This is a genomic window from Marinobacter goseongensis (assembly GCF_023156235.1).
Lineage (GTDB): Bacteria > Pseudomonadota > Gammaproteobacteria > Pseudomonadales > Oleiphilaceae > Marinobacter > Marinobacter goseongensis.
In genome coordinates this window covers 1-12420 of the sequence record NZ_JAKZAI010000037.1, presented here as the reverse complement: position 1 = coordinate 12420, position 12420 = coordinate 1, and the positions used below count along the sequence as shown (strand labels likewise).

Annotated in this window: 12 protein-coding genes; 9 read left to right on the top strand and 3 right to left on the bottom strand. The window is 55.6% G+C overall.

The window, feature by feature from the left end; translation table 11 throughout:
* Window positions 1-772: tyrosine-type recombinase/integrase (locus MLC70_RS17525; RefSeq protein WP_248185674.1), on the top strand; the 772-nt coding region annotated here is incomplete at its 5' end.
* A gap of 10 nt (window positions 773-782) precedes the next feature.
* Here the strand turns inward: MLC70_RS17525 and MLC70_RS17520 are convergent.
* From MLC70_RS17520 to MLC70_RS17510, 3 genes are read right to left on the bottom strand one after another with little or no spacing between them, the layout of a single operon-like run.
* A complete protein-coding gene (locus tag MLC70_RS17520; protein ID WP_248185671.1) occupies window positions 783-1025 on the bottom strand; it encodes a helix-turn-helix transcriptional regulator in 243 nt (80 codons plus the stop codon).
* A complete protein-coding gene (locus tag MLC70_RS17515; RefSeq protein ID WP_248185669.1) occupies window positions 1018-2742 on the bottom strand; it encodes a DUF927 domain-containing protein in 1725 nt (574 codons plus the stop codon). Before MLC70_RS17515 ends, MLC70_RS17520 begins: the two co-directional genes overlap by 8 nt.
* An 11-nt stretch (window positions 2743-2753) precedes the next feature.
* Window positions 2754-2954, bottom strand: coding sequence for a helix-turn-helix transcriptional regulator (locus MLC70_RS17510; protein WP_008174219.1), 201 nt, complete (start codon window positions 2952-2954; stop codon window positions 2754-2756).
* Window positions 2955-2994: 40 nt separating this feature from the next.
* On the opposite strand from MLC70_RS17510, the gene MLC70_RS17505 reads away from it, so the two are divergent.
* The 8 genes from MLC70_RS17505 to MLC70_RS17470 all read left to right on the top strand — a co-directional run.
* A complete protein-coding gene (locus MLC70_RS17505; protein WP_248185667.1) occupies window positions 2995-3168 on the top strand; it encodes a hypothetical protein in 174 nt (57 codons plus the stop codon).
* 484 nt (window positions 3169-3652) lie between these two features.
* Window positions 3653-4270 (top strand): conjugative transfer protein MobI(A/C), encoded by a 618-nt coding sequence (gene mobI / locus MLC70_RS17500; RefSeq protein WP_248185665.1) that lies wholly within the window; start codon window positions 3653-3655, stop codon window positions 4268-4270.
* Between the two features lie 233 nt (window positions 4271-4503).
* Entirely contained in the window at window positions 4504-4713 is a 210-nt protein-coding gene (locus MLC70_RS17495) for a helix-turn-helix domain-containing protein (RefSeq protein ID WP_008174223.1), read from the top strand.
* Window positions 4710-5324: a DUF1819 family protein gene (locus MLC70_RS17490; protein WP_248185662.1), complete on the top strand. Its 615-nt coding sequence runs from the start codon at window positions 4710-4712 to the stop codon at window positions 5322-5324. Before MLC70_RS17495 ends, MLC70_RS17490 begins: the two co-directional genes overlap by 4 nt.
* Window positions 5325-5341: 17 nt before the next feature.
* Complete coding sequence (locus MLC70_RS17485; RefSeq protein ID WP_345799564.1) at window positions 5342-5932, top strand: DUF1788 domain-containing protein; 591 nt, start codon at window positions 5342-5344, stop codon at window positions 5930-5932.
* A gap of 43 nt (window positions 5933-5975) precedes the next feature.
* Window positions 5976-9557 carry a BREX system P-loop protein BrxC gene (brxC, locus tag MLC70_RS17480; protein ID WP_248185657.1) on the top strand — a complete coding sequence of 1194 codons (3582 nt, stop codon included), beginning with the start codon at window positions 5976-5978 and terminating at the stop codon, window positions 9555-9557.
* A 40-nt stretch (window positions 9558-9597) separates the two neighbouring features.
* Window positions 9598-11268 (top strand): ATP-binding protein, encoded by a 1671-nt coding sequence (locus tag MLC70_RS17475; protein ID WP_248185655.1) that lies wholly within the window; start codon window positions 9598-9600, stop codon window positions 11266-11268.
* Window positions 11269-11342: 74 nt separating this feature from the next.
* Window positions 11343-12420: AAA family ATPase (locus MLC70_RS17470; protein ID WP_248185653.1), on the top strand; the 1078-nt coding region annotated here is incomplete at its 3' end.

Genomic DNA, 12420 nt, shown 5'->3' with positions numbered 1-12420 from the left:
TGACGACAATAAGCCCCGCCCGACCCTCTCGAATGACTTGATGCGTCTGTTGAGGAACCTGTTTGATCATGGCATCAAGCTGGATGTCACCCGGTTCAATCCAGCCTCGCCATTCCGCCCCAGGGACGCCGGCGGGGAGGAGAAGGCCGCCAACTACCCAATGAATGAAGATGAAGTCACCGAGTTCTTCAGCAAACTCCGGGTGATTCCGGCGCAGTTCAGCCGTGAAAACTACCTGGCCTGTGCTTTGTTGATTGCGACCTGTACGAGAAAAATGGAGCTTCTGGCAGCGCCTTGGTCGGAATTCGATCTGGAGAGCCGTATCTGGTACCTGCCCGAGGAAAGGACCAAAAAGAGAAGGGCCATCGATATCCCTCTGGCAGAGCCCGCCGTGGAATGGCTGAATGAGCTGAAGGTACGTTCCTGCGGTAGTGATTGGGTGTTTCCAGCTCGCAGGATCAGCAAAAAGGCACGGACTCCACACGTGTGTGAAAACACGCTGAACCATGCGCTCAAGAAGCTCTTTGAGAAAAAGCTCTTCTCATTCGACAAGCGCCGCGTCCACGATCTTCGCGGCACGGCCAGAACCAAGTTGGGAAAACTCGGCTTTGATGACAATCTGGCCCAACGCTGCCTGAATCAGCTGCCCGGCAACCGGACGGACCGGGTCTATAACAAGCATGCGTATTTTGAAGAACGAAGAGCGGCTCACGAGGCGCTCTGTGACTGGCTTGCCCCCATCGTCAAGGGTGAGATCAGTTCTGGAGAGTAAAGGGGCCAGATCAGGCCCCTTGTTGCTCGATCCAGGCCAACAGATCCGATAGCCGCCACGCCACCGAGTTGCAGCCTAGCTTGAGCCGTGCCGGAGCCGCTCGCTTTCGTTCCAAGGTCCACCACTGAGTCCGGCTGACACCTGTAATCACTCGACGGTCTGACTCCCGGACCAGCCGCTCACACTGTCCAGAACGAGCCAGCAGCTTGGTGCGCACCTCTTCCGAAGGCGGACTGAAGGTTTTATCAATCATCCTCCTCTACCTCCGAATCACCAGTGGGAATAGTGGGAAACTGGGAAAGTCCATCTCCATCCGGTAGCGCTTCCCAATACGCCTTGATGCGATCAGGCCACAGGGCGAAAAAACGCTCCGATCGATCCCGCAGCTTGATTTTCATGGTGCCACGGCTCTGTTCATTGGTTTCCAGGAAATCTCTCTGGATCAGCGGCTCAATTTCCCGGGTGTATCGACTACGAAGGCCAAGCTCCTTGATAAGAGTATTTTTGGGTATCAGCCACTGCGTCTCACCGGCCACTTTGCGTCGCAGGCCAATTGCTCTTCCGTAATCGCCCCGTTCTATGTCAACGAGACGATGATTCCACTTGTAAATGGCATCGCGAAGGCGAGCCAAAATGCGGTGCTCCTCCGAATTGAAGATGTGACCTCGGCTCCGAAGCCAGGCTCCAACTACTTGGTGTACTGCTCGAACCGACTCCGCTTCCGTCCAAGGGAGGAGGTAGTTCCGGCAGGCCAGGCACAGAGCAGCGGTGATCAGTGCGAACCGTCTGATCACCCGGACAACTTGCGAGGCCATATGAGGGGTCTTCCACTGCTCCGTCAACCGGGCAACCTCGCTCTGGATGTAGCCGGGCAAGTCATCCACATCTTCTGTAAGACGTTCGAGCCAATGCCGGAACAGTGTGCCGTGGTAATGCCTGGTGCGGCTTTTTAACGCGTCCACGAACTCTTGGGCACTGTTGGATCCATGCAGCTCATCAAAGGCTCCAAATTTCCCAAAAATCGGGATCTCGACAAGTCGGTTCTCCTGACCGGCTTTAACCGACTTCCCTATTTCCTGAAACACTTCCGACAGCCATACCTCACCGGTACTTAACGCCAGCGTTCGCCAGTGCGTTTGTGCAGCAAGGTCCCCTGATATATTCGCACGCAGCTTACTGGCGCCAGTCATTATATGATACGTCGCCACATCCACATCTTCCGGACGAGCCAGGCCAATTTCGTCCAACGCTAACAACATGTCGTTGTGCTCAGCAGCGACGGCTGCCAAGCCATTGGCAGTCGCTACCCAGTTCCTCACGAACGTTGGTGCTCCACAAACACTCGCGGCCACCTGCAGCAACGTCGTTTTCCCGGTGGAGCTATTACCAACCAAGTGAAAGGCCCCATTTTCAAGCTCCGCATGCTTTAGCAGGGGCGCCGCGAGTGCCACCCCGACGCTGAGGATCCCCAGCGGGTTGCCGTCACAGAGCTTCCCCACTTGATTCTGCCAATCTTGAAGAGACCCGCTTTCCTGGAGCAATGGTGAGGTCGATAGCTGCCCGACAAAGTGGTGCTGCTCATCCGCCTGACCTGCCGTCCAGCTGCTCGTCGCGAAGATGGGGCCATGCCAGCCGGTGCGGTCGACGGTGGTCGACGGCGGCGCTTTCGCCATCTCCTCAAGCAAGTACCGTTGTAATCGTGCCCAACTGACATTGCCGGGTTCGAGCGGATAGCCGGTGTCCACCAACAGCTCTCTTATCTGCCGGGCGTTATCACCGTTCAGGTTACGCGCGTAAACCACCTCGCGGAGCAGGACGTTGTCCATATTTTTCCATTGCAACAGCGCACCGTGACCGTGCTTCTTGTTGGAAAGTCGGGTTCTGGCAATAACCTCAATCCACCCACCAACCCTTTGCCATTCATCAGAGCTGAAGCAGTACAGGCCAGAGTCTCTCAACTGAAACTTCATTCGCGCCTCCGTCACAACCGGTCCAGCCAGTCACGAACATCCTGAATCCGGAACCTGACAGCTCTTCCTTGCGGGCTTGGCTTTATGGGGGCAGGGAAACGACCGGCTTTCACGTACCGTCGAAGCGTGGCTTGCGAAAGCTGGGTGACGGCACAAACCTCTTCATAGGTGAGCAAACGCTCATTCGTCTCGTTGAAATACTGTCGTTGCATAATCCACTCCTGATTCGTTGTTTAACGGACAGGAGTGATTATGAATAGTCCTGAATTCACACCAGAACCGTGGAGTTGGCCAATTTGGGCGCAAAGAGAAAAAGATATTAAAGCGCTGAATTTAAAGGATAAATTTTATGATTTAGGCGCTTTCTATGTGGCGGACATCGGTTTTTGGACAAATTCTGGCGAAAATGTGAACAGTCTCCGCTAGCCGCCATCATCACGGCATCATTTTATGAAGCGGTAACTCCCGTTGACTTTCACATGTGAAAGTCAACACTGGACGTGACCAAAACAGTCTCTTAAAGAACTTTTTCGAGACCTTGCTATTTCGCCGAACAGGCCCGCATCACACTGCGGCTCCAAAAGGTCTCTTCCAAGCCCCTTGTAAGTACCCCGAGGAAGTAACGCCACTGTATACCGGTGTTGTCACTGAGGTGGGAGGCCAGGGTCCCAAATAAATACCGGTGCACGACGCTTTCAGCCCATGCTACCTATGCCGTCGGGCAGGGGGAACGCAACGCGAAAGTCCCAAATCAGGTAGTCACGTGGACAGGAATTGGAAAGGTCCCATGGCTTGGAGGAAAGGATCTGCTCCGCCCCCGCCTTTGTATCCAAAAAGGGCAAAAGCACATGGCAGCTCAAAGCACTCGACTGGTTACGATTGTTGGCAAATCCATAGCGAGGAGCCAGCCATGAGCAAACGAATGACTCACCAGGAAATCTGCGCAGAGTGGGAGTCGGTCAGCCGAGCCCAAAATGTGAACCACCAACGTGGTATCAAAGCCGCCATCACGCAATGCCGTCAATTTCTGACGGCGATTCACCAGCAAGCGGACGTGGAGCAAGCGAGGTACCGCTATCTGGCGCAGCGGCTCTGTGATCACTTCTGGTCCCACAACGTCGCGCATCGTACCGACCAGACACCCGGCTATCCCGGGCACTTCGGCTGCCGCGTCCGACTCCGGAAAAGAAAGCTGGAGTTGTCCTGGTACTACAATCGCTTTGTACCGAAGAAGGGTAGTGAAGGCCGATCAGTGTTCAGTGAGTACATCCGCAAAGAAGGTCGGTTCCGCTATCACAAACCGGCCTTCACGCGGGCACAGGATTGGGAGCAACCGCTCATCATAGAGACTGAGACTGGTTTTGAGATGTTGCGAAGGCTCAATGCCAACCAGGCGGAGCTTTGTCGAATCGTGCGGAAAAGCGAGCGCCTTCTGAGAGATCTGGAGGAGCACCTCGGTGGACTGAAGGAGGCTACCAGCGGGTGCGCACACCCCTCCAACGAGGAGGGTGAGAGCTATGGGCGCTAAAAACCTGCCCGTTCACGCCGAAGCCGATTATTGTGAGGAGCTATTGCTGGGCGCGCCTAAATTTACGGTGGCTATGGATGCTGTCCTTTGCCGGTCTATCCGGACCAAATCGGTTGTAAGCGGCGTGATACCTCTATATATTGACCTGTTAATGTAATTAAGGGCTGCTCCGCCCATGAGACCGTGCCGCCTCAGATGAGGTGGCAACACCATCGCCCATAGGAAGCGAAAACATGGCCGAGATGGAAGATCGCTGGTTATCCGTAGACGAAATTGGCAAGCACCTCGGTGTCAGCAATGACACCGTGTACCGCTGGATCGACAAGCACGCAATGCCCGCCCACCGCATGGGGCGATTTTGGAAGTTCAAAAAAGTCGAAGTGGATGAGTGGGTCAAGGGCGGTGGAGCCGCCGAAACGAGCAAGGGCGAGCGTTCCGAATGACCCAAGGCCGGTATCGCATCTCCTTCACGTCCGGCAGCCTGTATCACCGAGAATCGGTGAAGCTGGCCGATCTGTACCTGTCGCTATGTGACTGGGAAGAGGTGCGGGCTCAAGCTCTACATGACAACCTGCTACAGGCCAGAACGGAAAGCACGGCAAAGCGTACCTGTAGAGAGGCGATTGCACGCCTGAAGACGTTGACCGAAAGCGAACTGACTTTCCTGGCCAAGGCAAACCACCAGGACCAGGCTCACCTTCTGTGGGTTGCCGTGTGCCGCCTGTACCGCTTTATCGCGGACTTTGCGGTGGAAGTGCTACACGAACGGTTTGTCGCGATGAAGCTGGATCTCAGTTTTGAGGATTTCGATGCCTTCTACAACCGTAAATCGGAGTGGCATGACGAGCTTGATAATGCCAGCGCCTCAACGCGCGATAAATTGCGGCAGGTCCTGTTCAGAATGCTGCGGGAGGCAGGGTTGTTAGCTAAGGACAAAACCATAAACGCAATATTGCTAAGCCCCAGGCTGGTTGAGTTGCTGCGTCAGAACAATCCTGACGAGTTTTTCTACTTCCCAGTCTATGAATCCGATATCAGGGGGATGTCAGCTTGAGAAAGGACATTGCCAAAATGCCGATGCAGGAGCGACTACAGCACCTGTTCAGCGTGGTTTCCGGCCAACGGTTCCTGAACAAACAGGGGCTGGGTAATGAAGTGCCTTTCTTCATCTGCCCCTACCGGCCTGAAGAAGCGGTCGAAATGGAGCGTCTTCAGCGGCAGTTGGTTAACCGACTGGAGCAGGCGGGCATCCGGATCCTGAGCATCAATCTGTATGACCTGGCCGTCGATATTTTGAAAGAAAGAGACATCTGGGAGCAGGTGTTGGAGCTCGAGCCCACGGTCTCAAAGGATCAGCTGAAAGAACTGCTACAGGGAGTGGTGGACCCGGAAGCCCATTTGGTGCCAGCTATTGCGGCAAAACTCCAGTCCGTTGAGTTTGACGTGCTGTTTCTCTCAGGGGTGGGCGAGGTTTTCCCCTACATACGCTCCCATAACGTGCTCAACAACTTGCAGAGCACCGCCAAAGACCAGCCAACGGTGATGTTCTTTCCGGGGTCCTATACCCACTCGCTGGAAACCGGTGCATCGCTGGATCTGTTCGGCAGGCTGCATGACGACAAGTACTACCGTGCGTTCAACATCTTTCATTACGAAGCCTGAGCGGACGATACGATTCGAGGCGTAATCATTAAGGGAAAGTACAATGACATTGAAGAATATTTTTCTAAAGCCCGTTGACCGCCCCATTGAAGGCGTTATCAAAGCCGACGATGAAGCCAGTCTTCGCCTCGAAATTGAAGAATACGTACTGACCAACGAAGTCGAGAAACGCCTCGAAGAGTTCCTGGACGCTTACAACAATTACGAAGGGGCCAACGGTGTATGGGTCTCCGGCTTCTTCGGGTCCGGTAAGTCTCACCTGCTCAAAATGCTGGCCCTTCTGCTTGAAAACCGGGAAATGGACGGTGCTACAACCCTGGATCTGTTCCTTCCCAAGTGCAGCGAGAATGAAATTCTCCGGGGCGACCTGAAGCGAGCTGTCTCAATTCCGGCGAAAAGCATTCTGTTCAACATCGATCAGAAAGCCGATGTCATCAGCAAAACCCAGATCGATGCCCTTCTGGCCGTGTTCGTTAAAGTCTTTGACGAAATGTGCGGCTACTACGGCAAACAGGGGCACATCGCCCAGTTTGAGCGCGATCTGGACGGCCGTGGCCTGTACGAGCAGTTCAAAGCCGAGTACGAGGCCATCGCCGGCCGCCCCTGGCAGAAAGGCCGGGAGCAAGCCCTTCTGGAAGGCCCCAATATTGCCAAAGCCTACGCCGCTGTGACCGGTGGCGACCCGCAGTCGGCAGCGGGCATTCTGGACAAGTACCGCAGCGAATACCGAGTTTCAATTGAAGACTTCGCGGACAATGTGAATGCCTATATCGAGAAGCAGGCAAAAGAGGGTGGCCACAAAGAGTTCCGCCTGAACTTCTTTGTGGACGAGGTCGGCCAGTACATCGCCGACAACACCAAGCTGATGACCAACCTGCAAACCATTGCCGAGAGCCTCGCAACCAAGTGTCGGGGCCGGGCCTGGATTATCGTCACCGCCCAGGAAGAAATGAAAAACGTGGTTGGCGAAATGGGCAAGCAGCAGGGCCACGACTTCTCGAAAATTCAGGCGCGGTTCAATAACCGCATGAAGCTCTCCAGCGCGGACGTCGCGGAAGTAATCCAGAAACGCCTGCTGACAAAGACCGAAGATGGTGTCAATCAGCTGTCGGACGTCTATCACGCGCAGGCAAACAACTTCAAAACCCTGTTTGACTTCGCGGATGGATCGGCTACCTACCGGAACTTCCGGGACAGGGACCACTTCATCCACAGCTACCCCTTCGTCCCCTACCAGTTCGCGCTGTTTCAATCGGCGATCCAGAACCTGTCACAGCACAACGCCTTCGAGGGTAAACACAGTTCCGTCGGTGAACGCTCCATGCTAGGGGTTTTCCAGCAGGTGGCCATCCACATCGGCAACCATGAGGTGGGCCAGCTGGCCACCTTTGACCTGATGTTTGAAGGCATCCGCTCCGCACTGAAATCACAAATACAGCGGGCGATTATTCAGGCCGAAAACCACCTCGATAATGCCTTCGCTATCCGGTTGCTGAAGGCCCTGTTCCTGGTCAAATATGTCAAGGAATTCAAGCCCACGGTGCGCAACCTTTGCGTGCTGATGCTGGATGCCTTCGATCAGGATCTGCCGGCACTTCGCACCAAGGTCGAGGAAGCCCTGAGCCTTCTGGAGCAGCAGACCTACATACAGAGAAACGGGGACCAGTATGAGTACCTGACGGACGAGGAAAAGGACGTCGAGCAGGAGATCAAGAACACAGAGGTTGAGTCATCGGACGTTGCGGACGAGCTGGAAAAGATCGTTTTCGACTTTGTTATAAAACAGCGCAAAATCCGCTATGACGCCGGTTCCTCCCAAAACCAGGGGCAGGACTACTCCTATTCGCGCAAACTGGATGATCGTCTGCATGGGCGTGAATACGAGCTCTCGATCAATGTCATCAGCCCGTTCCACGAGCATACTGACAACGAGCAAATGCTCCGTACAGCCTCAACCTACAAGGCGGACGAGCTGTTCGTGCTCATGCCGTCGGACGAGCGCCTGGTGCGGGACCTGCTCATGTTCAAGCGCACCGAAAAATACATCAAGCAGAACATCTCCGTTACCCAGCAGGAAGCCGTCAAGCGGATCCTGAATGACAAGGGCTTTCAGAACCGTGAGCGCGAGGCCAGGCTCCGGCAGCAGGTTCAGCCCCTCATTGGCAAGTCCAAGTTGCTCATTGGCGGCGCTGATGTGGAAGTGGCGAATGAGGACCCCCAGACCCGTATTATCCGGGGCTTCCATGAGCTAATTTCACGGGCTTACCCCAACCTCCGCATGTTGCGCGGCGTTTCCTACACGGAAAGCGACATCAGCAATTGCCTCAACCGTACAGACGATGGCCTTTTCGGTAATGACGCCACGGCCCTGGCGGAATCCGAGCAGGAAGTGCTGGCGTTCATTCAGAGCAACAACCGGGGCGGTGTCCGCACCACCCTCAAGAGCCTGCTGGAAAAGTTCGAACGCAAACCCTATGGCTGGTATTACGCCGCGATTCTCTGCACCCTGGCCAACCTGTGTGCCCGTGGCAAGGTGGAAGTTCGTCTCGACGGGAATATCCTGGAGGACAGCGAGCTGGAGCGCGCCCTGCGTAACACTCACGGCCACGGCAACGTGGTGCTGGAACCACAGATTGAGTTCACCGCCTCTCAGGTCCGAGCCCTCAAGTCATTCTACGAGGACTTCTTCGACAGCCCGCCCCGCAGCAGCGAAGCCAAGGCCCTGGGTAAAGAGGCCGGCGAAGCCTTCCAGGACATGTACCACGACCTGGACCGGCGGGTAGCACAGGTCGACCAGTACCCGTTTCTTAATGCCTTGAAACCTGCCCTGGTGACGCTGAAAGAGGTCGCCGGAAAGCCCTACACCTGGCACCTGACGGAATTGGGCAAGCAGGAAGATCAACTGCTGGACCTGAAAGAGGATGTCATCGACCCCATCCGCAAGTTTATGGGCGGTTCACAAAAAGACATCTATAACCAGGCTCGGTCCTTCCTGCAGAGCCAGGAGCCCAACTTTATCTATGTGTCCGGGGATGAGATCGAGCAGATCCGCACCATCCTGAACGACCCCAACTGCTACAAAGGGAATCGCATTCAGCAGCTCAAGGGCCAACTGGATAGCCTGCAGGAGCGCATCGACGAGAAAGTGCAGCAAACCCGAGCTCAGGCAGAAACCTCCCTGAAGACCATGCAGGAACGCATGCAAAGCATGGACGAATATCAGTCCCTGCCGGAGCCGCGTCAGGATGAGCTCAATAAACCGTTCCGGGATCTGGTCGATTACATTGGGCAGGAGCGCCTGATTGCCGTGATCAAGGACCGGACCCGGTACTTTGAAGAAGAGGGCTACCAGAAGCTGCTGGGCAAAATGGTGGCACTGGCCAATCAGAAATCAGCACCGGCAGACGACCCCGATCAGCCCCCAGGTGGCCAGAGTGAAGACCAGAATGACGGGGGGCCTCACGAGGTCAAGGAATCGCCCGCCGACTACGTTCACACCCGCAACCTCCGTGTCGCGTTCGACAAGGCCTGGTTGGCCAACGAGGGTGACGTGGACCGGTACCTGAATGCCTTGCGCGAGGCCCTGCTGGCTGAAGTCCAGCAAGGCCGCAAGGTTCAGATCTAAGCATGCCGAACCGTCTAACCGGTCGATGTTGGGGATAGCCATGCACGAAGCCGAACAGGAAATCCAGGCACTCATTCACGGCGGCGAGAGCCTCGCCGTCGAGTTCAAGAGCGACGTCAAAAGCCTGCCGGACCGGGATCTGGTGGCCGCGGTGGTGGCCCTGGCCAACACCGAGGGCGGCGACCTGTTCTTGGGTGTTGAAGACGATGGCACCTCGACCGGGCTGCATGCCAATCACCGCAACCTCGCCGGCCTGCCCGCGCTGATTGCCAACAAGACCATTCCCTCGCTGGCTGTGCGCGTTGAGGCCCTTGAGCTGGAAGGGCAACCTATTGCCAGAATCCAGGTGCCCAAATCCCGGCAGCTGGTGTCCACCTCGGATGGCCTGCTGCAACGTCGGCGCCTGAGAATGGACGGCACTCCGGAGGCCGTGCCCTTCTACCCCCATGAGTTTGTTCAGCGCCAGTCCAGCCTGGGAGTAACGGACCCCTCGGCCTTGCCGGTGGAAAACCTGGCGGTTGAAGATCTGGACCCGATTCAGCGCATCCGAATCCGCAACGCCATCAAGAAGTACGGCGGCGACCAGAGCCTGATGCCCCTGGCGGACGATGAGCTGGACGGCGCCCTGGGGCTGACCGTGAGCGTGGGAGGCCAGCGTCACCCCACCGTGGCAGGGCTGCTGCTGTTGGGGAACGACATGCAGCTCCGACAACACCTGCCCTCCCACGAGGTAGCCTTCCAGGTGCTGCGCGGTACCGATGTCCTGGTCAATGAGTTCTACCGCAAACCACTGCTGGAGACCTTCGAAGAGGTCGAAGTGCTATTCCGCGCCCGGGTGGAGGAAGAGGAGATTCAGGTCGGGCTGTTTCGCGTGCCCATCCCCAACTTCGACCGCCGGGCCTTCCGGGAAGCCTTTGTGAACGCCCTGGTTCACCGCGACTACAGCGCCCTGGGCGCCGTACACGTCAAACTGGACGACGACGGCCTGAGCATCAGCAATCCCGGTGGTTTTGTCGAGGGCGTAAACCTGGACAACCTGCTGGTGGCCGACCCTCGCTCCCGTAACCCCTTGCTGGCTGACATTATCAAGCGCATCGGCCTTGCCGAACGCACTGGCCGGGGCATCGACCGGATCTTCGAGGGTATGCTCCGCTACGGGCGCACCGCCCCCGACTACTCCATGTCGTCCGCTCACACCGTCTCCGTGCGCATGAGCGCAGCGGACGCGGACGCCGAATTCCTGCGGATGATCGTCGAGCGTGAGGAACAGACCGGCGCCGCCATGCCCATCGACAGCCTGATCATCCTGTCCCGGCTGTGCAATGAGCGGCGCTTAAGAACGGCGGACCTGGCCAAATCCGTGCAAAAGCCCGAAACCGTGGTCCGGGGCACCCTGGAAAAGCTGGTGGAAGCAGGCATGGTGGAAGCCCACGGCACCGGCAAGGGCCGCACTTACACCCTGAGCGCCAAGGTTTACCGGGGGGCGGGACAGAAGGCGGCCTACGTTCGCCAGGCGGGGTTCGATGCCATCCAACAGGAGCAAATGGTGCTGAATTTCATCGATACCCACGGCAGCATCAAACGAGCGGATGCCGCTGATCTGTGCCATATCAGCCCTTTCCAAGCCACTCGGCTGCTCAACCGCTTGAAAGACAAGGGTGTGATACGCCCGGTAGGCCAGGGGAAGGGGACTCGATATGAGCGAAGCTGATAAAATACGTGCGGCGCACGAAAAATACGAGCGGATACGAGCGCCGCGCGTATTTCCGCATGCAAGTGAGGGCAGTGGCCGACCGGGTGCTGGATCAGGGGATAGTGAACAATCGGGAAGTAATGATGATAGACCGGCTTGAACTCAAAAACTTTACGTCATTCGGTGATCTGGACATCGATTTCTCACCCAAGATCAACGTGATCATTGGTGAAAACGGTACCGGCAAAACACAGTTGCTGAAAGCGCTGTATTTCGCCAACAAATCGCTTGCGCTTCAAGATGCGACGTCCGAAGAAATGCTACGGCTTTATCGGCCCTTGAGCAACTCTCTGAAAGGGCTAGTTGGTGATGATGGAAAATCAAAGGCTGAGCTTTCTTGTCAGCTCGCAAACGGCCAAGTCTTACATGTCAATTTTTCAGCGAACTCAAAGCACTTGGCAAAAGAGAGATTTGTTAGCACGCCAGTAGTAGGAGAGCCAAATTTCATCCCTGTAAAAGAGGTGCTTTCATTAATGAAAGGCATCTTGGCAAGTAAAGGGAATAGCGAAACTCTACAGGCTCTATTTGACCAGAGCTACCTCGATATCGCTAAAAAGCTGGCAAAAAAGCCCCCCTTCAAATCAGAAGACAAAATCGACCAAGACCCGAGGTTTGGTTCGATCTACCTTAAACTCATTGAGCTACTTGGTGGACGATTTAACGTTTCGGAACTTTCCGGAAAGGTGGCCATTGCGTTTCAAACTGGACATTATGAAAGAGTCAAGGATAAAGAAAGTAAAAACTATAACCAGTTGACATTCCGTGCTAGCCGCCGTGATTCAGCAGACATGACGGCGGAAGGTCTGCGTAAACTAGGGACCTTACAGCTTTTGCTTGAAAATCATGAGCTTGATCCTGGTCGAAGCGGGGTGCTGGTATGGGACGAACCAGAATCCAATCTTAATCCGAAGCTCATGAAGTTGGTCGTGGAAGTATTATTTGAGTTGGCGCGAAACGGACAGCAAGTGGTAGTGGCAACCCATGATTACGTTCTACTCAAGTGGTTTGACTTGCTCCTAGACAAAGGCAAGGAGGACCATGTCCGATTTCACAGTTTATTTCGCGACTCTGAGAGTAAACAAATAAAAGTGTCGTCAGTTGATGACTATC